Origin of the sequence: Brachybacterium sp. J153, assembly GCF_036311905.1 — a bacterium.
Classification (GTDB): domain Bacteria; phylum Actinomycetota; class Actinomycetes; order Actinomycetales; family Dermabacteraceae; genus Brachybacterium.
Map to the genome: position 1 here is coordinate 126,571 of NZ_JAZDCH010000025.1, position 20,074 is coordinate 146,644.

A 20,074-nucleotide genomic window follows, 5' to 3' on the forward strand; every position below is an offset into this window, starting at 1 on the left:
CCGCGGCCGGGGCGTCGGTCGGCGGGGGTCAGTCCCTGTCGCCCGGGGCCTCCGGAGCGGACGGAGCCGCGCTCCCCGCCTCCGGCTCGGCGTCGCCGACCACGTCGAGGCGCAGCCCGCCGCGGTCCTCCGCGACGGTGACCCTCACCAACTCGCCGTCGTGGACGGCGCCGCGCAGGATGAGCCGGGCGAGGGCGTCGCCGATCTCCTTCTGCACGAGCCGCTTGAGGGGGCGTGCCCCGTACAGCGGGTCGAAGCCGGCCTCGGCGAGCCAGGCGGTCGCCGCCCCGTCGACCTCGAGCCGGATCCGACGATCGCTCAGCCGCCCGGCCACCTCCTGGATCTGCAGCGTGACGATTGAGGAGAGCTGCTCGCGCGAGAGCGACTCGAACATCACCACGTCGTCCAGGCGGTTGAGGAACTCGGGCTTGAAGGAGGCCCGCACCACCTGCATCACCTTCTCGTGCTTCTCCGCCTCCCCGAGCTGCGGATCCTGCAGGAGATGCGCCCCGAGGTTGGAGGTCAGGATGAGGATCGAGGAGCGGAAGTCCACGGTCCGCCCCTGGCCGTCGGTGAGGCGGCCGTCGTCGAGCACCTGCAGCAGCACGTCGAAGACATCGGGGTGGGCCTTCTCGATCTCGTCCAGCAGCACCACCGAGTAGGGGCGGCGCCGGACCGCCTCGGTCAGCTGGCCGCCCTCGTCGTAGCCGACGTACCCGGGGGGCGCTCCGACCAGGCGGGAGACGGTGTGCTTCTCGCCGTACTCCGACATGTCGATGCGGACCATCGCCCGCTCGTCGTCGAAGAGGAAGTCGGCGAGCGCCTTGGCGAGCTCGGTCTTGCCCACGCCCGTCGGCCCTAGGAACAGGAAGGAGCCGGTGGGACGGTTCGGGTCGGCGATTCCGGCCCGGGCCCGGCGCACCGCGTCGGAGACCTCCTGGACGGCGCGCCGCTGACCGATCAGCCGCTGCCCGATGATGTCCTCCATCTCGAGCAGCTTCTCGCTCTCGGCCTGCAGCAGCCGCCCGGCAGGGATGCCGGTCCAGCTGCCGACCACGTCGGCGATGTCGTCCGGTCCCACGCGCTCGGAGACGAGCGGCCGCGACTGCTCGGAGGCGCCCGCGGCCTCGTCCTCCTCGGCCTCGACGAGCTGCGCCTTGAGCGCGGGGATGTCGCCGTAGAGGATCTTCGAGGCGGCGGTCAGGTCGCCCTCGCGCTGGGCGCGGTCGGCCTGCATGCGCAGCTGCTCGAGCTGCGCCTTGAGATCGCCCACGAGGTTCAGCCCGGCCTTCTCCCGCTCCCAGCGGGCCGAGAGCTCGGTCATCGCCTCGGTGCGATCGGCGAGCTGGGCGCGCACGGACTCGAGCTGCGCCACGCTGCCGGGATCGTCGCTGCCGGCGAGCGCGAGCTCCTCCATCTTCAGCCGGTCCACCTGGCGGCGCAGGATGTCCAGCTGCTCCGGCGAGGAGTCCAGCTCCATGCGCTGCCGGGACGCGGCCTCGTCGACCAGGTCGATCGCCTTGTCCGGCAGCTGCCGACCGGAGATGTAGCGGTTCGACAGCGTCGCCGCAGCGACGAGCGCCGCATCGGTGATCGAGACCTTGTGGTGCGCCTCGTACTTGTCCTTGAGCCCGCGCAGGATCGTGATGGTGTCCTCGACGCTCGGCTCCCCCACGAAGACCTGCTGGAAGCGGCGCTCGAGCGCGGGGTCCTTCTCGATGTTCTCGCGGTACTCGTCGAGCGTCGTCGCGCCGACCATGCGCAGCTCGCCGCGGGCGAGCATGGGCTTGAGCATGTTGCCGGCGTCCATCGCGCCGTCGCCCGAGCCACCGGCCCCGACGACGGTGTGCAGCTCGTCGATGAAGGTGATGATCTGGCCGTTGCTGGTGCGGATCTCGTCGAGCACCGCCTTCATCCGCTCCTCGAACTCGCCGCGGTACTTGGATCCCGCGACCATCGAGGAGAGGTCGAGCGAGATCAGCCGCTTGCCGCGCAGCGAGTCGGGGACGTCCCCGGCCACGATCCGCTGGGCGAGCCCCTCGACGACGGCGGTCTTGCCGACGCCCGGCTCGCCGATCAGCACGGGGTTGTTCTTGGTGCGGCGGCTCAGCACCTGGATCACGCGGCGGATCTCGGCGTCGCGGCCGATCACCGGGTCGAGGCGGCCCTCGCGGGCCTGCTCGGTGAGGTCGATGCCGAACTTCTCGAGGCTCTGGAAGGTGCCCTCGGGGTTCTGGGAGTCCATCTGGTTCATGCGGTCATCTCCTGGGGACAGTCGGGTCACGGCATCGCGGAGAGCGGCGGGGCTCGCGCCGCTCGAAGTCAGCAGGCGGGCTGCGGCGTCCCGGCCGAGCGCGATGCCGATCATCAGGTGCTCGGTGGACAGATAGGTGCGGCCGACGCGGTCGGCCTCGTGGCGCGCGGCCTCGAGGGCGTCGAAGCCGGTGCCGACGAAGGTGGGCGAGGCGGCGGAGGCGCCGCTGACCCGCGGGAGGTCCGCGATCGCGGCCTCGGCCCGGGCACGGACCTGCTCGGGGTCGACACCGACGGCCTCGAGCGCGGCGCGGCCGATGCCGTCGGCCTGCGCGCACAGCGCCGCGAGCAGGTGCAGGGAGCTGATCTGGGGATTGCCGAGCTCGGCGGCCTGCTGGGCGGCCGCGGTGACGGCCTCCTGGGAACGGGTGGTGAACTGGAACTCCACGGGGCTCCTTCCTGTCCGGGACGGGCGGCGCGGAGGCTCGGGCGAGCGCTCCGCGGTGGATGCCGCCGCTCCCGGTGGCCTCCACGGTCTCTGCAACGACTCCAGAGTTGAGTCTATTCCGCTCAACCCTGGCGAATCTCGCGGGGCGGGGCGGGGCGGTCCGGGCGGCCGTCCGCCCACCGCGGGACCCGTCCCGGGTGCCCTGGATCGCGGAGGGGACACCCCCGGCCTGTAGCATCGCATCGGAGCCCGGTGCGTGTCGTGTGGGGGTGCACAACGCCGACCTCGTCCCCGGGATGATCCCTGACCTGCTCGACGTCGAAACCGAGGCCCTCATGACCCAGTCCCCGTACCCGCCGCAGGGCGGCCAGTACATGCCCAACGGGCGGCCGCGCCCCGGCGCGCCCTCCTCGGCCCCCGGCGCCCCGTCCTTCCAGTCCCAGCCCCGCTACGTCGACTACGGCAATCCGCGTGCGTACGACACCTCCGTGCGCCCCGCCTCCGGGCTGACCGCCGCCCGCTACGCCCCGGCGCAGATCCAGCGGCCGCAGCAGGCCCAGCCGCAGTCCGCCTGGGCCACGCAGACCCGGCGCGTCCAGGAGGTCGCCCAGGCGCCCGTCCAGCCGCCCGCCGTCTCGATCGTGGTGTGGCTCTCCCTCATCGTGCTCGGCTTCCTGGCCCTCGTGGTGCTCGGGTACTTCTTCCTCCAGTTCGTCACCGGCTCGAGCTCGAACCCGATCTGGTGGCCGATCAGCGCCTTCCTCGCCCTGATCTCACTGGTGCTGATCAGCGGCATGATCTTCCTGGCCGACCGCTGGGACCCCCAGCCGTTCCCGCTGCTGCTCATCGCGGTCTTCTGGGGCGCGGCGATCGCCGCGGGCCTGAGCTACATCTTCAACACGCTGAACAGCACCATCGTCTACACGGTCACGGGCAACGGAGAGCTCGCGAACTGGGTCGGGGCCGTGGTCAGCGCGCCGATCGTCGAGGAGCTCACCAAGGGCCTGGGCCTGCTGCTGCTGCTGATCCTCGCCCGCCGCTACTTCAACGGCCCGCTCGACGGCATGATCTACGGGACGCTGATCGGCGCGGGCTTCGCCTTCACCGAGAACATCCTCTACTACACCCGCATGCTCGAGGCCGCAGGCGAGATCGGGCTGCTGATGAACTTCGGGATGCGCGGCATCCTGAACATCTTCGGCCACGCCATCTACACCTCGCTGACCGGCGTGATCGTGGGCTTCGTGGTCCGCAAGTGGGGCACGATCACGGGCTTCCTGGTGTTCCTGCCCGCGCTTATCCCGGGCATGCTGCTGCACGCCGCCTGGAACTTCTTCGCCTCGATGGGCGGCGGCCTCGGGCTGCTCGTGGTGATGTTCGGCGCCGAGATGCTGCTCTCGCTGATCTGGCTGATTTTCATCGTCGTGCTCATCTGGGACGAATCGCGGCTGACCAAGGTGCGCCTGGGCGACTACGCGAACCAGGGCTGGCTCACCCATGAGGAGGTGGCGATGCTCGCCACCTGGAAGGGCCGCCGCGAGGGCAAGCGCTGGGCGGACCAGATCGGCGCCCGCAAGGTCATGAAGCGGTTCATCCGCGAGAGCGCGGATCTCGCCTCGATCCGTCAGCGGCTGCTGGCCGACGGCGCGAACCCGAAGGTGGTCTCGACGGAGTCGATGCTGCTGCAGCGCCTGACCGCCAATCGCCAGGAGCTGCTCTCGTACTCCGGCTGAGCGCACAGACGACGAGGGCGGGCCCTCCGGGGCGGATCCGACGGATCCCGATCGGGGCGCCCGCCCTCACGCGTCCTCGGGCTCGTCCTCGAGCAGGCGCAACTGCTCGTCGCGGCCGCGCAGCCGATCCAGGGCGCGACGCTCGCGCTTGGTGGGACGCCCGCTGCCGCGGTCCCGGCGGGGCGGCGCCGCGGCGAGCTGCGGGGGCGGCTCGGGGCTGTGGTCCACGTAGGCGGTCCGGGCCACGGGCGCCCCGACCCGCTTGACGAGGATCATCGTGACCACCACGATCCGCTCCCGGCCCGCGGTGCGGATCCGCAGCTCGTCCCCGACGACGATGCGCTGGGCGGCCTTGACCGGCTCCCCGTTCCGGCGCACGTGCCCGGCACGGCAGGCGGCCGTGGCCGCGGAGCGGGTGGGCATCAGCCGGGCGCTCCACAGCCAGACGTCCAGGCGCACCGACGTCGGCCCTGTCGCCCCGGGTGGGGGCAGCGGCCGGGAGGAAGCCGCCTCGGAGGTCGTCCCGTCCCCGGTCATGCGTCGACGGGCTCGCGCACGAGCGGCCACGGATCATGGGCCTCGAGCTGGGCCGCGAGCCGCAGCAGGAGCAGGTCATCGCCCGCTTGGGTCGCCCCGAGCTGCACCCCGAGCGGGAGCTCGACCCCGTCGATCCGCTCCCGGTGCAGCGGCACGGCGAGGGCGGCCCTGCCGGTCATGTTCCAGGTGCTCGTGAACGGGGTGAACGCGCGCTGCGCGTCGAAGTCGTCCTCGCCGCGGTCCAGCTGCAGGGTCTCGGGCAGGGCGGGCGGTCCGGCGAGCGCCGGGGAGAGGATCACGTCGAAGGGGGCGAAGGCCTCCCCGGTGCGGCGCGCGAGGGACTGCACCCCGGAGTGGGCGAGGGCGAGCTCCGCCCCGGAGTATGCCCGCCCGCGCTCCCGCAGCCAACGGGTCAGCTCGAGCAGCTGCGCCTCCTGCTCCGCGGCGAGCGGCAGGGTCGCCGCGCCGACGGTCCACAGGGGCATGAACGTGGTCCACTCCTCGGCGGTGAACGGGGCGGGCACCTCGATCAGCTCGTGGCCGAGCTCGTGCAGCAGCCCCACCGCGCGGTCGACGCCGCGCAGCGCGGCGGGATGGATCACGGTCTCGGCGGCGAGCGGCTCGCGCAGCACCCCGATCCGCAGCGGGCGCAGCGGGCCGGCGAGCCCGGCGAGATAGCCGCCGGGTTCCGCCCGGAGCGGGGTGGCGTCCCCCGGGAGCTGCGCGGCGATCACGTCGAGTCCGGCGGCGACGTCGGCGACGGTGCGGGCGAGGATCCCGTCGGTCACCAGCCCCATGCCCTCGGTGCCGTAGGGGCCGGGCGAGACGAGGCCGCGCGAGGGCTTCAGACCGAGCACGCCGCAGCAGGCTGCCGGGATCCGGACCGAGCCGCCCCCGTCGGAACCGTGCGCGATCGGGACGATGCCCGAGGCGACGGCGGCGCCCGCTCCCCCGCTGGATCCCCCGGCGGTGCGCCGCAGGTCCCAGGGGGTGCGCGCGGGGGCGCCGGTGGCGGGCTCGGTGTAGCAGGGCATCCCGAACTCGGGGGTGCTGGTCTTGCCGACGGTCAGGGTGCCGGCGTCGAGCAGCCGCTGGGCGACGCCGTCGGTGACCTCGGCGACCGTGCCGCGCAGGGCGAGGCTGCCGGCCTCGAAGGGCTCCCCCGCGATGCGGGAGAGGTCCTTGATCGGCAGAGGGACGCCGAGCAGCGGCCGCTCGGCCGCGAGCTCCTCGAGGCGGCCGTGGCGACGGGCGTCCTCGAGCTGGGCGGCGACCTCCTCGGCCTGGCGCCGGGTGAGGTCCTCGAGGACATGGGCGAAGGCGCCCACGCGCGCGCCGACGGAGCGGGCCCGCTCGAGGGCGACCTCGGCGAGCTCGCGCACGTCGAGCTCCCCGCGACGCAGCGCGGCGGCGGTGCCGAGGGCCGAGAGCGGTGCGTCGGCGTCCGGTAGAGACTCCGCGCTCATCGTGCGCCCCGGACGCCGAGATCCTCCCGGATCCGGTCGAGGATCCCGGGGACGGACTCCTGGATCTGCTCCCAGACGGTCTCGAAGTCGCTCTCATCCCCGTACCAGGGGTCGCGGATGCCGGTGTCCTCGACAGGCGCGGGCGCGAAGTCGCGCACCATGTGCAGGCGCCCCGCGAGGTCCGCGCCACCGAGGCGACGCAGCGGCTCGACGTGGTCATGGTCCAGGGCGAGCACCAGATCGGCCTCGGCGAGCTCCTGCGCATCGATCGCCCGGGCCCGGTGGGCGGAGGCGTCGAGCCCGTGGCGGGCCAGCAGCGCTCCCGCCCGGGGATCGACGGGATTGCCCTCCTCCCAGCCGGTCGTGCCCGCGGAGGCGACCTCCACCCGGTCCTCGAGGCCCGCCTCCCGAGCGGCGGCACGGAGGGCGTACTCCGCCATGGGGGACCGGCAGATGTTGCCGGTGCAGACGGTGAGGACGCGATAGCTCACGGGGTCTCCAGCAGGTCGGCGTACTCGGGATGGCGCTCGATCCATCCGTGCACGAACCAGCAGGTGGCCCGGACACGGAGGTCCTGCGCACGGATGTCGTCGAGGGCGAAGCGCACCAGGGCGGAGCCGAGACCGCGGCCGGAGCGGGCCGGCGTGACGACGGTCGAGCGCAGGTCACGGAGCGTGCGCGGCGCCGGATCCGGGGCGCTCCCCTCCGCGGGGGCGGTCGCGGGCGGATGCTCGTCCTCGTAGTAGAGGACGGCCACCACCTCCTCGCCGTCGAGCGCCTGGTACCGGTCGCGGTCGTCGTCGTGGAGCAGGCGCACCGCGCCCGGAGCCGGGGAGGTCCCATCCATGCCGGTCACGGTACACTGCCGCTCATGCCCGCGCCCCTGATCTGGCACATCACCGAGCTGGCCGCCTGGGAGGCGGCCGCACGGGCGGGCACCTACACCCAGGCGACCCGTGGTCGCGACCTCGCGGAGGTCGGCTACATCCATGCGTCGTGGCCGGAGCAGGTCTCCGGGGTCGCCAAGCGCGTGTACCCGGACCGCCCCGCGGACCTCGTGATCCTGGAGATCGACGTGGCGCGGGTCGAGGCCGCCGGGGTCGCCGTGGACATCGAGGCGGACGAGGACGGCCGCGGTCGCGGCTACCCGCATATCAAGGGTCCGCTGCCGGTCAGCGCCGTGCTGCGCCTGCGCCGCACGAAGTGGATCGGTCGCGAGTTCGTGGTCGTCGCCTGAGCGTTCCCTGACGCGCGGCGCGTGCCCGCTCGGCGCACCCACGCTCCCTCGACGTCCGTCCCGGTCCCGTCGCGCCGCAGGACGTGCCGACGTAGCATCGAGCATGGCCAGATCCTCCGGCTCCGCCCGGTACCTCGACATCCATCCCGTCGACCCGCAGCCCCGCCTGCTCGAGCAGGCCGTCGCCGTCCTGCGCGACGGCGGGCTGATCGCCTACCCGACCGACTCCTGCTACGCCCTGGGCTGCTCCCTCGGGGCGCTGGAGGGTCTCGAGCGCATCCGCCGCATCCGGCAGGTCGGCAAGGACCACCACTTCACCCTGGTGTGCGCCGACTTCGCGCAGCTGGGGCAGTTCGTGATCGTCTCCAACCCCACCTTCCGCCTGGTCAAGAACGCAACCCCGGGCCCCTACACCTTCATCCTCCCGGCCACCAAGGAGGTGCCGCGGAAGATGGCCCACCCCAAGAAGCACACGGTCGGCGTGCGCATCCCCGACCACAAGGTCGCCCATGCGCTCGTCGAGGCGCTCGGCGAGCCGATCGTCTCCTCGACGCTGCTGCTGCCGGGGCAGGAGGATCCGCCGTCGGAGGGCTGGGTGGTGCAGGACCTGCTCGGCGACCAGGTCGACGCGATCATCGACGCGGGCGAGGTGGGCATCGAGCCGACCACCGTCGTGGACCTCACCGGCGGCGAGCTGGTGATCGCGCGCGAGGGCGCCGGGGACACGAGCCGCTTCTGAGCCGGCCGGCCGGCCGGGTCGCGGAGGCTCCTCGGCCGGGTCGCAGCGGTTGCTCGGCCGCATGAGCCGAGGCGTCAGCGCTCGGCGGTCGACGTCAGCGCTCGGCGTCGGCGGTCCCCGATCTCCCGGATGCCTCGGCCCCGGTGCCGTGACGGTCGAACCGCCCCGACAGGGCTCCCGAGAACACCAGGATCCCCACCGCGTACAGCGGCACCATCCACAGGGCGTAGCGGAGGGTCAGCGCATCGGCGAGGGCACCGACGATCGGCGGCGAGACGAAGAAGCCCAGGCGCGCGAACCAGCCCACGACCGTGAGGCCGACGCCCTGGGGCACCCCGGGCATGTCATCGGCCGCCCGGTAGGCGGCGGGGAACAGCGTCGCCACGCCCCAGCCGGCGGCGGCGAAGCCGATGATCGCCGTCGCCGGACTGGGCACCAGCAGGGCGAGCGTCATGCCGAGGGCGCTCACCGCCGCGCCGAGGCGAGCGGTCGCGCGGTCGCCGAGCCGATCCACGACGGCATCGCCGGTGAAGCGCCCGATGGTCTGCGCCCCCTGCAGCGCCACGAAGGCGAGGCCGGCCGCGAAGGGCGTCACCTCGAAGGTGTCGAGCATGAACAGCGCACCCCAGGTGCTGCCCGCGTCCTCGGTGGAGCCCGCGAAAACCAGGATCATGCCCAGAGCGCACACCAGACCGAGGGAGCGCAGCGTCATCCCGGCGATCCGCATCCCGCCCGGGACCGGCGTCGCGGGCACCTCCCCCGCGGAACCCGGGGCGGGGCCCGCGACCGCGCCGGCGGGAGCGGGAGTCGGCGCAGTCCGCTCGGTCGCGTCGTCCCCGGCGAGCATGAACCACCGGGAGACCACCGCGGCGGCGCCGAAGACCACGAGGCCCACCAGGCCTTGCAGCCACAGCGCCACCCCCAGCTGGGCGGCGGCGGAGCCGAACAGGCCGCCGCCCACCGCGCCGAGGGACCACCAGCCGTGGTAGCTGTTCATGATCGAGCGGCGGTAGCGACGCTCGACCCGCATGCCGTGCGAGTTCATCGAGATGTCGGTGATCGCGTCGGCCGCCATGGCGATGATCAGCGCCCCCGCGAGCCACAGCCAGGAGCTCGCGACGTACACCAGCAGATGGCTGGTCGAGGCGACCACCTGCGCGATCACCGCGACCGAAGCGCTCCCCCAGCGACGCATCAGGCGCGCGGCCGCGAGACCGGCGACGAGCCCACCGATCGGGCCGATGCCCACGGCGAGCCCGAAGGCGGTGTTGCTCAGCCCGATGCTCTCGACCAGTTCCGGGTAGCGGGGCAGGATCGCGCAGAACGACGCCCCGTTGAGCAGGAACAGCAGGGACACGGCCCAGCGGGCGCGGCGCGCATCGGCGGGGACCGGGGCGGGCCGACGGGACGGCGCGGAGTGAGCGTTCACGAGACGCCATTGTGCCTGACTCCCGGGGCCGCGACATGCGGTGCGTCCGCGCCGCCTGCGTCGGCCCCGGACGTACGCTGGCGCCATGTCGACACATATCGGTGCCTCGCCCGACCAGATCGCTCCGTACGTGCTCCTTCCCGGTGACCCCTACCGTGCGCGGTGGATCGCCGAGACTTTCCTCGAGGACCCCGTCCAGTACAACGACGTGCGGGGGATGCTGGGCTACACCGGCACCTTCGCCGGAGTGCGCATCTCCGCGCAGGGCTCCGGGATGGGCCAGCCCTCGATGGCCATCTACGCCCAGGAGCTGTTCTCCGACTACGACGTGCAGGCGATCCTCCGCGTCGGCACCTGCGGCGCCCTGTCCGAGCGGGTGAAGGTGCGCGACGTGATCCTAGGCGTCGCCGCCTCGACCGACTCGGCGATGAACGTGCCCCGTTTCCGCCACGTCTCCTATGCGCCGGCCGCAGATTTCGAGCTGCTGCGCCTCGCGGCGGATGTCGCCGAGGAGCGGCTGCTGCCGGTGGTCCCCGGCGGCCTGTTCTCCTCGGACCAGTTCTACAACCCGGACACCGAGATCGCGGGGATCCTCGCGCGGTACGGCGTCCTGGGGGTGGAGATGGAGGCCGCCGCGCTGTACACGCTCGCCGCGCAGTTCGGTCGCCGCGCGCTCGCCCTGTGCACCGTCTCGGACCACCTGACCACCGGCGAGGAGACCAGCTCCCTCGAGCGGCAGGAGTCCTTCGAGGACATGATCGAGGTGGCGCTCGAGACGATCGTCCGCCTGGACGCGAACTCCTCCAGCTGACCCGCGGAGCGGGCGGGACGGACGGGAGACCGGCTGCCCCCGGCCGCCCCCTGCCGCTACGGCTCCGGACAGCACAGTGCCCGGCACCTCCAGGTGCCGGGCACTGTGCTGTGTTCGAGGGCCCGCGCGCTGCGGGCGGCGCTCACTTCGTGAGAAAGCGCGGCACCAGGTCGAAGGTGATGAAGAGGGCGACGAGGCACATGCCGAGGCCCGCCAGGAAGGTCACCGGGGTGAACATCGCCATCACGTAGAGACCGGCGACGAACAGCCCGAAGAGCAGCACGAACAGCACCACCGACAGGGGCAGGCTGTTGCCCGCTGAGGTCTGGTTGCGCGCACGCGGCGCGGCGGCCTCGCTCGTGGCGTCGACCTGCTCGTTGCTCATCTGCTGTGTCCTCCGCTTCGGCTCTCGATCGCGTCCGGTCCGGGACGCGGGCGACGGGCACCATCCTAGACCAGGGCGGGCACCTCGTCCGACGCGGCGCGATGGCGGACCGCGGCGAGCAGGGTGCCGAACACGGCGAGGCCCTCGGCACCGTCGATCTCCGGATGCCACTGGACGCCCAGCACGCTCGAGCCGGATCCCGACTCGACGGCGAGCGGGAGACCGCTCTCGTGCCGCGCGACGATGCGCAGATCCCCCGCGACCTCGCGCACCCCCTGGTGGTGGAAGGCGGTGACCTCCGCGCTCGTTCCGAGGGCGAGCGCGAGATCGCTCGCGGCCTCGATGGCGGTGGTCACGGCCGTGGGCCGCTCCCCCGTCACGGGATGGGCCGGCAGGTCCGCGGGGAGGTGGCGGTGCAGCGAGCCGCCCTCGGCGACGACGATGATCTGCAGGCCGCGGCAGATGCCGAGCACCGGCACGCCCGCCGCACGGGCGGTGCGGTACAGGGCGGTCTCGAAGGCGTCCCGCGCGGGGTCCGGGGTCATGTCGGTCTCCAGGGCGTTCTCGCCCCAGACCGCGGGGTCCAGGTCGGTGCCGCCGGTGAGCACGAGGCCGTCGAGCTCGGCGATCTCCTCGGTGGTCCAGTCGTCCTGCGGCGCGATGATGACGGGGCGGGCCCCGGCCTCGCGCAGCGCGCGGACGTAGTGCTCGGTGACCACCACGGCGTCATGGCCCGCCCAGGCGCCGGACATCATGGTGCGGGTCCCTGCAGTCACGCCGATGAGCGGGCGACGGGTGGTGGTGCGCTGCGCCATGAGTGGTCCTTTCCGCGGAGATCCCTGCCGCCCGGTGACGGCGACGGGACCCAGTCCACCCCGGCAGGGCCGATCCGGGCGAACTCTGTGGCGGAATGTGACGACGGGACGCAGTCAGTTCTGAGCGGTCCGCTCTGTGCAGTCAGCTCTGGGTGGTCAGCTCGGTGCGGCCGGCTCTGCGCGGTCGAATCTCTGCGGTCAGCTCGGTGCGGTCACGGCGGCGTGCTGCGCGATCGCCTGGCCGTAGTAGCCGCGCAGCTGCTCCGCGAGGACCGGCCAGGTGCGCTTGCGCACGGAGTCCAGTGCGGCCTCCCCGAAGGCACGGCGCTTGGCGTCGTCGAAGAGCAGGTCCCCGGCATGCTCGCGCATCTCGTCGAGCATGCCCGGGGTGTAGAGCCAGCCGGTGCGGCTGGGGGTGACCAGGTCGACGGGGCCGCCGCGGCGGGGGGCGATGACGGGCAGGCCCGAGGCCATGGCCTCCTGGATCGTCTGCCCGAAGGTCTCGAGCTCACCCGGATGGATGAACAGATCGGCGCTCGCGAGGTGGGTCGCGAGGTCGGTGCCGGAGCGGAACCCGGCGAAGCGGGCCCGGGGCATGGCCCGGCGCAGAGCATCCTTCTCCGGGCCGTCGCCGACGATCAGCAGCCGCACCCCGGGCATGTCGTGGATGACCCGCAGGTCCTCGACCTGCTTCTCGGGGGCGAGCCGGCCGACGTACACGACGAGCTTCTCGTCGGCATCGGCGTACTTCGCCCGCAGCTTCTCGCTGCGCAGCGAGGGAGAGAACAGCGAGGTGTCGACGCCGCGGCGCCACAGCGAGACGCGTTCGATGCCGTGCGCGACGAGCTGGTCGCGGGTGGCGGTGGACGGGGCGAGGTTGAGGGTTGCCCGGTTGTGGACGTCCTTCAGCAGCTGCCAAGAGGCGGCCTCGAGGAAGGGCATGCCGTAGCGGGCGGTGTAGCCGGGGATGTCGGTCTGGTAGACGGCGACCGTCGGCACCCCGACCTTCTGCGCCGCGACCACGGCGCGCCCGCCGAGGATGGTGGGCGAGGCGAGGTGGACCACATCCGGCTGGAAGTCCTCGATGCGACGGCGCAGGGTCCCGGCGCTCGTCGTCGCGATGCGCACCTCGGCGTAGCCGGGCAGGGGCGCGGAAGCGATGCGGCGCACCCGGATCTTGCGCCCGCAGGCCGTGCGCAGGAACTTGTCCGCGCGGGGCCACTGGGGGGCGATGATCGACAGATCGTCGCCCGCGGCGGCGAAGTGGTCGACGACGCGGAGCACCGAGTTGGTGACTCCGTTCATGTGCGGCAGGAAGGACTCGGCGACGACAAGGATCCTCACGCCTCGATCATGCGCCGTCGGCCGCGCCCGCGGACCACGTCCCCGTGACGAGTCGTCGACGGCCCGGTGAACTCTCGCCCACCGGGCCGTCGTGCCGCGCTCGGCGAGCCCTTCCGCGACGGGTTCTGGGACCGCTCAGAGGCGGGCCGAGGCGATCGCCGCGCCCTCGACGAGAGAGGCGAGCTTCGCCCACGCGATCTGCGGGTGGATGCGCCCGCCGAGGCCGCAGTCGGTCGAGCCGATCACGCGCTCCGGGCCGACGATGCGGGCGAAGCGCTCGAGGCGCTGCGCGACCAGCTCGGGGTGCTCGACGACGTTGGTGGCGTGGGAGACGATGCCGGGCACGATCACCTTGTCGTCCGGCAGCTCGAGGTCCTGCCACACGGTCCATTCGTGCTCGTGGCGCACGTTCGCGGCCTCGAAGGAGTAGTACTTCGCGTCGATCTCGAGCAGCAACGGCGCGATGTGGCGGAACTCGATGTCGGTCGTGTGCGGGCCGTGCCAGGAGCCCCAGCACAGGTGGAAGCGGGTCTGCTCGGTCGGCACGTTCACGAGCGCGCGATTGACGGCGTCGACTCGCTTGCGGGTGAACTCGACGTAGTCCGCGATGGACGGCTCGGGGTTGATCTGGTCCCAGTTCTCGGCGATGGAGGGGTCGTCGATCTGGACGGTGAGGCCCGCGGCGGCGATCGCCTCGTACTCGGGGCGCATCACCTCGACCCAGGCGTCGAGGAAGGCGTCCTCGTCGCCGTAGTGGTCGTCGTTGATGCGGGAGCCGGAGCCCGGGGAGAGCGCGGCGAGATAACCGCCCGAGTATCCGGCGGACTCGAGGGCGGCGCGGAAGTTCGCCACGTCCTGGGCGACGAGCTCGCGGCCCGTCTCCGAGTAGGCGATCTGGGAGGTCGCGGCCGGGAAGGTCGGCTGGGAGCCGACGGTGATGCCGGAGGTCGGGTCCTGGTACGCGTCGGCGAAGATCGTCCAGTCGCGGCGGTCGGGGAAGGTGGTCAGGCGCACGTTCCCGGGGCTCGAGCGGACCGGCTCGGAGGAGAAGATGTCGCTGCCGGTGATCTCGAGGCCGCTGACGCGGTCGAAGATGTACGACCACCAGGAGCCGTAGTTCACGGCGGAGCCCATGAGGTGCCCGTACTCGCCGTCGTTGGGGATCGAGATGCCGATCTCGCGCTGCTTCGCGACGACGTCGACGACGGCCTGGCGCAGCACCTCGCGAAACTCGTCAGTGGGGGCGGGGGTCAGGCCGTCCTCGCCGACGGGGCGGGCGGCGTTCGCGGCGATCAGTTCCGGGCTGCGGGGCAGGGAGCCGGCGTGGGTGGTGAGGATGTCGGTCATGCCCCGAGAGTAGGAGCCCGGTCCTCGAGAGCGGGAATCGCGGCGCCACAGCCGTTCACACGGCGCCTCCCCGGGCCGAGGAGGCGCCGCGCGGGCTCAGTCCAGCGGCCAGGTGGGCACCAGGTTGCGATCGCCGTAGGCCTGGTCGATGCGGCGCACCGGCGGCCAGTACTTCGACTGGATCCTCATCTGCGCGCTGTCGTGCACCGACTCGTCCTCCGGCGCGGTCCAGGAGCCGGGGTAGACGGCGATCTCGCGGGAGTAGGGGTGGGTCCACTCCCCCGTCGCGATCGACGCTGCCGTGTGCGGGGCGTTGACGAGCGGGTTGTCGTCGGCGGGCCAGGTGCCGGCGAGCACCTCGTCGGCCTCCTTGGCGATCATCAGCATCGCCTCGACGAAGCGGTCGATCTCCGCGAGGTCCTCGGACTCCGTCGGCTCGATCATGAGCGTCCCGGCGACCGGAAACGACATGGTCGGGGCGTGGAAGCCGTAGTCGATGAGCCGCTTGGCGACGTCGTCGACCGTGATCCCGGTGCGGGCGGTGAAGGGGCGGAGGTCCACGATGCACTCGTGGGCGACCAAGCCGTTCTCGCCGGTGTACAGGATCTCGTAGGCCTCGGAGAGGCGGCGGGCCATGTAGTTCGCGGCGAGGACCGCGGAGGCGGTCGCATGGCGCAGCCCGTCGGGGCCCATCAGCCGGATGTAGGTCCAGGTGATCGGCAGGATCGACGGGGAGCCGTAGGGTGCCTGGGAGACGGGGGCGCCGCCGTGGACCATCGCGCCCTGCCCCACGACCTGGTGCTCCTCCTCCTGGATCGCCGGGTGGCCCGGCAGGAATGGCGCGAGATGCGCCTTGGCCGCGACCGGTCCGACCCCGGGGCCGCCGCCGCCGTGGGGGATGCAGAAGGTCTTGTGCAGGTTCAGGTGGGAGACGTCGCCGCCGAACTCGCCGGGGCGCGCCACCTGCAGCAGGGCGTTGAGATTCGCGCCGTCGACGTATACCTGGCCGCCCGCGTCGTGCACCAGCTGGCACACGGTGCGCACCTCCTCCTCGTACACGCCGTGCGTCGAGGGGTAGGTGATCATGATCGCCGCGAGCTCGTCGCCGTGATCCTTGATCTTCTGCTTCAGGTCGTCGAGGTCGATGTTGCCGCGGTCGTCGGAGTCGACGACCACGACGCGCAGACCCGCGTTGACGGCGCTCGCGGCGTTGGTGCCGTGCGCCGAGGAGGGCACGAGGCACACCTCGCGGGCGGACTCGCCGCGGGAGGCGTGATAGGCGCGGATCGCGAGCAGGCCGGCGTACTCGCCCTGCGAGCCGGCGTTGGGCTGGAGGGAGACGGTGTCGTAGCCGGTGAGCGAGGTCAGCCAGGTCTCGAGCTGACCGATCAGCTCGAGATAGCCCTCGACGTCCTCGCGCGGGGCGAAGGGATGGACGCCGTTGAACGCCTCCCAGGTGATGCCCGCCATCTCCGTCGCGGCGTTGAGCTTCATCGTGCAGGAGCCCAGCGGGATCATGCCGCGATCGAGCGCGAAGTCGCGGTCCGAGAGGCGGCGCAGGTAGCGCATCATCGCGGTCTCCGAGCGGAAGGAGGAGAACACCGGGTGGCGGAGGATCGCGTCCTGGCGCACCAGGCGCTCCCAGCCCGCACCCGAGGTGACGCCGGCGTCCCCGTCGGCCCCTTCCGCGGGCTCGGCGGCGAGCTCGGCCCCGGGCTGCGGGGCGTAGGGCGCGAAGGCGGCGGCGATGGCCTCGAGATCGGAACGGGTGATCGTCTCGTCCAGGGCGAGATGGACCAGGTCGTCGTCGACGGCGTGCACGAGATAACCGGCCTCCGCGACACCGGCGGCAATCTCCCGGGCGCGCCCGGTCACACGCAGTTCGAGGGCGTCGAAGAAGGAGTCCGAGACCAGCTCGTAGCCGCTGCGGCGCAGCACGTCGGCGAGGGCGGTGGTGCGATCCGCGACCCGTCGGCCGATCCGGGTGAGGCCCTCGGGACCGTGGTAGACGGCGTACATCGCCGCCATCACGGCGAGTAGCACCTGCGCGGTGGTGATCGAGCTGGTGGCCTTCTCGCGGCGGATGTGCTGCTCGCGGGTCTGCAGCGAGAGGCGGAAGGCGGGGTTGCCGTCGGCGTCCAGGGAGACGCCGACGAGACGGCCCGGCAGCTGCCGTTCGAGGCCCTTGCGGACGGCGACGAAGCCGGCGTGGGGGCCGCCGAAGCCGAGCGGCACGCCGAAGCGCTGGGAGGTCCCGACCGAGACGTCGGCGCCGAGGGAGCCCGGGGAGGCGAGCAGGGTCAGGGCGAGCAGGTCCGCGGCGACGATCGCGACGGCCCGGGTGGACTTCACCGCAGCGATGACCTCGCTCGGGTCCCACACGCGGCCCGAGGCGCCGGGGTACTGGATCAGGGCCCCGAAGTACTCGCCCTCGGGGGCGCCGTCGCGGGCGAAGTCGACCTCGCGCAGCGTGATGCCGAGCCCGTCGGCCCGGCCCTGGAGCACCGCCTTGGTGGCGGGCAGGGCGTCGGTGTCGACGAGGAAGACGTCGCCGTTGCGCTTCGCGGTGCGGCGGGCGAGCATCAGCGCCTCGGCGGCGGAGGTCGCCTCGTCGAGGGTGGACGCATTGGAGACGTCCATGCCGGTGAGATCGCAGATCATCGTCTGGAAGGTCAGGAGCGCCTCGAGGCGGCCCTGCGAGATCTCCGGCTGGTACGGGGTGTAGGCCGTATACCAGGCGGGGTTCTCGAGCACGTTGCGCTGGATCACCGCCGGCGTGTGGGTGCCGTGGTAGCCGAGCCCGATGAGCGAGCGGCGCACCGTGTTGCGATCGGCGAGGGCGCGCAGCTCGGCGAGCGCGGCAGGCTCGGTCACGGCCGCGGGGACGTCGGTGTCGACGTCCTCCTCGAGCAGGATCGTGGAGGGCACGGCGGACCGCAGCATCTCGTCGAGGCTCTCGTAGCCGAGCACCTCGAGCATGCGCCGCTGCGCCTCGGGATCGGTGCCGACGTGGCGGGAGACGAAGGAGTCGTGGGCGAACACGGACGAGGAGGTCATGGACGGGCTTCCCTGGGTGGTGCGAGAGCGGATGGGTGGCGACGGGGCCGACGGGCGCCGCGGCGGCGCGGGCGAGCGCGCTCGGCGGCGGCCGCACGGGGCGGCCGCCGCCGGCCGGCTCAGGAGGCGGTGAAGGCCTGGTAGTCCTCGGCGGACAGCAGATCCTCGGGCAGCTCCGCGAAGCTCACGCGGATCAGCCAGCCGTCCTCGAAGGGCGAGGAGTTCACCAGCTCGGGGGTGTCCACCACGGCCTGGTTCACCTCGGTGACCGAGCCAGTGAGCGGGGAGAAGAGGTCCGAGACCGACTTGGTCGACTCGATCTCGCCCATCTCGGTGCCGGCGGTGACCTCGGCGCCCTCCTCGGGCAGGTCGACGTAGACGACGTCGCCGAGCTGCTCGGCGGCGTAGTCGGTCACGCCGACGAGGGCGACGCCCTCGGACTCGACGCGGACCCACTCGTGGTCCTTGCTGTACAGAAGCTCTGCGGTCATGGGGTGTCCTTCCGTCAGGGGATCGGGATTCGGGGAGGGGTGCGTCCGGCGCGGAGCGTCAGGCGCGGGAGTAGAAGGGCAGGGAGACGACGCGGACCGGCAGGTCCTTGCCGCGCACGTCGGCGATCAGCTCGGTGCCGATCTCCGTCAGGTCGGGGCGGACGAGGGCCATCGCGATCGGGTGCCCGAGGGTCGGCGAGAGCGCCCCCGAGGTGATCACCCCGACCTCGGCGCCGTCGGCGTCGCGGACCACCGCGTCGGCGCGAGCGGCGCGCCGGCCCTCGGCGGAGAGGCCGACGAGCACGGGCAGGTCCCCGTGGTCCGCACCCTCGAGGGCGGCACGACCCACGAAGTCGCCCTTCGACGCGAGGGCGACGACCTTGCCGAGACCGGCCTGGACCGGCTTCAGCGCGCGGCCCAGCTCATGACCGTACAGCGGCATGCCGGCCTCGAGGCGGAGGGTGTCGCGGCAGGCGAGGCCGCAGGGGGTCAGCCGCTCGCCGCCGACGGCGACGAGGCGCTCCCAGAGCGGGACGGCGAGCTCGGCGGGCACGTACAGCTCGAAGCCGTCCTCCCCGGTGTAGCCGGTGCGGGCGACGAGCAGCTGCTCGCCCCGGTAAGTGCCCTCGAGGACGCGGTAGTAGCGCAGCGCGGTGAGGTCCTCGGCGGTCAGCCCCGCGACGTCCTCGTCACCGAGGAGCGCCTCGAGCAGGATGTCCTCGCTGAGCGGCCCCTGCACGGCGATCAGCGCGGTCGCTGCGGAGGCGTCGTCGACCTCGACGTCGAAGCCGTGGGCGCGGGCGATGAGCTCGCCGGCGTCGACCTCGGCGTTGGAGGCGTTGGCGACCACCAGGAAGTGGTCCTCCGCGAGGCGGTAGGCGATGACGTCGTCGATCACGCCGCCGTCCTCCGCGAGGATCAACGAGTACTTCGCCCGGCCGACGGCCATAGCGGACATCTTCCCGGCGAGCGCGTGGTCGAGCGCCTCCCCGGCCTGCGGACCGCGCAGGTGGATCTCGCCCATGTGGCTGAGGTCGAAGATCCCGGCCCGCTCGCGGACCGCGGCGTGCTCGCGCAGATCCGAGTCGTAGCGGACGGGCATCCGCCATCCCGCGAAGTCCGTGAAGGTCGCCCCCGACGCCTCGTGGACCGACTCCAATGCCGTGCTGCGCAGCGACTCCTCGACCATGGTGCTCCTTCATCCTCACCGGGGACGGACTCCCGCCCCGCACCGTGCGCCTCCCGAGTCCTCGGGCGCCGCAGCACGCCCTCGTGCCGCAGGGTCACCCTACCGCCCGTCCCGAGGTCGGGCGGCACTCTCGCCGGTTCCCCGCGGAACACCCGGCAACCGACCCGAACGGCCCGGGCCGAGCGCCGCGGGACGGGTACGGTGGTCCCCGTGACACGTGAAGGAACCCCCGACTGGCCGGTCGAGATCCGCAGCGAGAGGCTGGCGATCCGAGCGCCGGGCGAGGCGGACCGCGCGGCCATGATCCGGTTGATGACCGACCCCGTCACGCGGGAGTACCTGGGCGGCACCGTCGACTACGCGTCCCGCCAGGCGCTCGAGCTCTCGCCCCTGGGACTGACCTGGGGCCGCTGGGTGCTCGCGACCCTCGACGACGACCGGATGATCGGATCCATCACCCTGGACTACGACCGCGGCGAGCTCGAGCTCTCCTACGCCCTCCTGCCGGAGTGGACGGGCCGCGGCTATGCCGCGGAGGCCTGCGCCGCGCTGCTCGCCTGGGCGCGGGAGGCGCTCGAGGACGACCACGTCATCGCTGTCAGCCAGACCCGCAACAAGCGCAGCGTCGCCCTGCTGCGCAAGCTCGGCTTCACCGTCCGCAAGGGCCTCGAGGAGTTCGGCACGCAGCAGCTGCTGCTCGAGCGGAGCCTCGCGGAGCCGCTCCCCGAGCGCGTCGACTCCCTGCAGACCGAGCAGGACCCGCCGCCGCCCGCGCGCGCCCACTAGGTAGGCT

18 protein-coding genes are annotated in these 20,074 nt (G+C 72.6%); 5 read left to right on the forward strand and 13 right to left on the reverse strand.

The window, feature by feature from the left end; all coding sequences use genetic code 11:
• Positions 1 to 28 precede the first annotated feature (28 nt).
• Complete coding sequence (locus tag V1258_RS12075) at positions 29 to 2,701, reverse strand: ATP-dependent Clp protease ATP-binding subunit (RefSeq protein ID WP_329749915.1); 2,673 nt, start codon at positions 2,699 to 2,701, stop codon at positions 29 to 31.
• Positions 2,702 to 2,970: 269 nt separating this feature from the next.
• Between V1258_RS12075 and V1258_RS12080 the strand changes: the two genes are divergently transcribed.
• Complete coding sequence (locus V1258_RS12080) at positions 2,971 to 4,434, forward strand: PrsW family intramembrane metalloprotease (RefSeq protein ID WP_329749916.1); 1,464 nt, start codon at positions 2,971 to 2,973, stop codon at positions 4,432 to 4,434.
• A 66-nt stretch (positions 4,435 to 4,500) separates the two neighbouring features.
• Here V1258_RS12080 and V1258_RS12085 read toward each other — a convergent pair whose 3' ends face one another.
• From V1258_RS12085 to V1258_RS12100, 4 genes are read right to left on the reverse strand one after another with little or no spacing between them, the layout of a single operon-like run.
• Positions 4,501 to 4,971: an RNA-binding S4 domain-containing protein gene (locus V1258_RS12085; protein ID WP_329749917.1), complete on the reverse strand. Its 471-nt coding sequence runs from the start codon at positions 4,969 to 4,971 to the stop codon at positions 4,501 to 4,503.
• Positions 4,968 to 6,437, reverse strand: coding sequence for an amidase (locus V1258_RS12090; protein WP_329749918.1), 1,470 nt, complete (start codon positions 6,435 to 6,437; stop codon positions 4,968 to 4,970). The genes V1258_RS12085 and V1258_RS12090 overlap by 4 nt, the downstream gene beginning before the upstream one ends.
• Entirely contained in the window at positions 6,434 to 6,928 is a 495-nt protein-coding gene (locus tag V1258_RS12095; RefSeq protein ID WP_329749919.1) for a low molecular weight protein-tyrosine-phosphatase, read from the reverse strand. Before V1258_RS12095 ends, V1258_RS12090 begins: the two co-directional genes overlap by 4 nt.
• Complete coding sequence (locus tag V1258_RS12100; protein ID WP_329749920.1) at positions 6,925 to 7,284, reverse strand: GNAT family N-acetyltransferase; 360 nt, start codon at positions 7,282 to 7,284, stop codon at positions 6,925 to 6,927. The genes V1258_RS12095 and V1258_RS12100 overlap by 4 nt, the downstream gene beginning before the upstream one ends.
• A 24-nt stretch (positions 7,285 to 7,308) precedes the next feature.
• On the opposite strand from V1258_RS12100, the gene V1258_RS12105 reads away from it, so the two are divergent.
• Entirely contained in the window at positions 7,309 to 7,674 is a 366-nt protein-coding gene (locus tag V1258_RS12105) for a DUF952 domain-containing protein (protein WP_329749921.1), read from the forward strand.
• A gap of 103 nt (positions 7,675 to 7,777) precedes the next feature.
• Positions 7,778 to 8,413, forward strand: a complete 636-nt coding sequence (locus tag V1258_RS12110) for an L-threonylcarbamoyladenylate synthase (RefSeq protein ID WP_329749922.1) — start codon at positions 7,778 to 7,780, stop codon at positions 8,411 to 8,413.
• Between the two features lie 94 nt (positions 8,414 to 8,507).
• Here V1258_RS12110 and V1258_RS12115 read toward each other — a convergent pair whose 3' ends face one another.
• Complete coding sequence (locus V1258_RS12115) at positions 8,508 to 9,842, reverse strand: MFS transporter (RefSeq protein WP_329749923.1); 1,335 nt, start codon at positions 9,840 to 9,842, stop codon at positions 8,508 to 8,510.
• A gap of 85 nt (positions 9,843 to 9,927) precedes the next feature.
• Here V1258_RS12115 and deoD point away from each other — a divergent pair, with 85 nt between their 5' ends.
• Positions 9,928 to 10,653 carry a purine-nucleoside phosphorylase gene (gene deoD, locus V1258_RS12120; protein WP_329749924.1) on the forward strand — a complete coding sequence of 242 codons (726 nt, stop codon included), beginning with the start codon at positions 9,928 to 9,930 and terminating at the stop codon, positions 10,651 to 10,653.
• A 142-nt stretch (positions 10,654 to 10,795) separates the two neighbouring features.
• Here deoD and V1258_RS12125 read toward each other — a convergent pair whose 3' ends face one another.
• From V1258_RS12125 to gcvT, 7 genes are all read right to left on the reverse strand, one after another.
• Positions 10,796 to 11,038, reverse strand: coding sequence for a hypothetical protein (locus tag V1258_RS12125; RefSeq protein WP_329744947.1), 243 nt, complete (start codon positions 11,036 to 11,038; stop codon positions 10,796 to 10,798).
• A gap of 65 nt (positions 11,039 to 11,103) precedes the next feature.
• Complete coding sequence (locus tag V1258_RS12130; protein ID WP_329749925.1) at positions 11,104 to 11,853, reverse strand: gamma-glutamyl-gamma-aminobutyrate hydrolase family protein; 750 nt, start codon at positions 11,851 to 11,853, stop codon at positions 11,104 to 11,106.
• 198 nt (positions 11,854 to 12,051) lie between these two features.
• Positions 12,052 to 13,197, reverse strand: coding sequence for a glycosyltransferase family 4 protein (locus V1258_RS12135; RefSeq protein ID WP_329749926.1), 1,146 nt, complete (start codon positions 13,195 to 13,197; stop codon positions 12,052 to 12,054).
• 135 nt (positions 13,198 to 13,332) lie between these two features.
• Positions 13,333 to 14,544, reverse strand: coding sequence for a cobalamin-independent methionine synthase II family protein (locus tag V1258_RS12140; RefSeq protein ID WP_329749927.1), 1,212 nt, complete (start codon positions 14,542 to 14,544; stop codon positions 13,333 to 13,335).
• 96 nt (positions 14,545 to 14,640) lie between these two features.
• Positions 14,641 to 17,601, reverse strand: a complete 2,961-nt coding sequence (gcvP, locus tag V1258_RS12145) for an aminomethyl-transferring glycine dehydrogenase (RefSeq protein WP_329749928.1) — start codon at positions 17,599 to 17,601, stop codon at positions 14,641 to 14,643.
• Positions 17,602 to 17,720: 119 nt separating this feature from the next.
• Entirely contained in the window at positions 17,721 to 18,092 is a 372-nt protein-coding gene (gene gcvH, locus V1258_RS12150; RefSeq protein ID WP_329749929.1) for a glycine cleavage system protein GcvH, read from the reverse strand.
• Between the two features lie 58 nt (positions 18,093 to 18,150).
• Positions 18,151 to 19,281: a glycine cleavage system aminomethyltransferase GcvT gene (gcvT, locus tag V1258_RS12155; protein WP_329749930.1), complete on the reverse strand. Its 1,131-nt coding sequence runs from the start codon at positions 19,279 to 19,281 to the stop codon at positions 18,151 to 18,153.
• A 210-nt stretch (positions 19,282 to 19,491) separates the two neighbouring features.
• Between gcvT and V1258_RS12160 the strand changes: the two genes are divergently transcribed.
• Positions 19,492 to 20,067, forward strand: a complete 576-nt coding sequence (locus tag V1258_RS12160; protein ID WP_329744940.1) for a GNAT family N-acetyltransferase — start codon at positions 19,492 to 19,494, stop codon at positions 20,065 to 20,067.
• The last annotated feature ends 7 nt before the right edge of the window (positions 20,068 to 20,074 follow it).

Bases quoted from the DNA above. Each gene is read 5' to 3' on its own strand.
- V1258_RS12085 (WP_329749917.1), bottom strand. From the start codon at position 4,971: ATGACCGGGGACGGGACGACCTCCGAGGCGGCTTCCTCCCGGCCGCTG.
- V1258_RS12090 (WP_329749918.1), bottom strand. From the start codon at position 6,437: ATGAGCGCGGAGTCTCTACCGGACGCCGACGCACCGCTCTCGGCCCTC.
- V1258_RS12100 (WP_329749920.1), bottom strand. From the start codon at position 7,284: ATGGATGGGACCTCCCCGGCTCCGGGCGCGGTGCGCCTGCTCCACGAC.
- V1258_RS12105 (WP_329749921.1), top strand. From the start codon at position 7,309: ATGCCCGCGCCCCTGATCTGGCACATCACCGAGCTGGCCGCCTGGGAG.
- V1258_RS12110 (WP_329749922.1), top strand. From the start codon at position 7,778: ATGGCCAGATCCTCCGGCTCCGCCCGGTACCTCGACATCCATCCCGTC.
- deoD (WP_329749924.1), top strand. From the start codon at position 9,928: ATGTCGACACATATCGGTGCCTCGCCCGACCAGATCGCTCCGTACGTG.
- V1258_RS12125 (WP_329744947.1), bottom strand. From the start codon at position 11,038: ATGAGCAACGAGCAGGTCGACGCCACGAGCGAGGCCGCCGCGCCGCGT.
- V1258_RS12130 (WP_329749925.1), bottom strand. From the start codon at position 11,853: ATGGCGCAGCGCACCACCACCCGTCGCCCGCTCATCGGCGTGACTGCA.
- V1258_RS12140 (WP_329749927.1), bottom strand. From the start codon at position 14,544: ATGACCGACATCCTCACCACCCACGCCGGCTCCCTGCCCCGCAGCCCG.
- gcvP (WP_329749928.1), bottom strand. From the start codon at position 17,601: ATGACCTCCTCGTCCGTGTTCGCCCACGACTCCTTCGTCTCCCGCCAC.
- gcvH (WP_329749929.1), bottom strand. From the start codon at position 18,092: ATGACCGCAGAGCTTCTGTACAGCAAGGACCACGAGTGGGTCCGCGTC.
- gcvT (WP_329749930.1), bottom strand. From the start codon at position 19,281: ATGGTCGAGGAGTCGCTGCGCAGCACGGCATTGGAGTCGGTCCACGAG.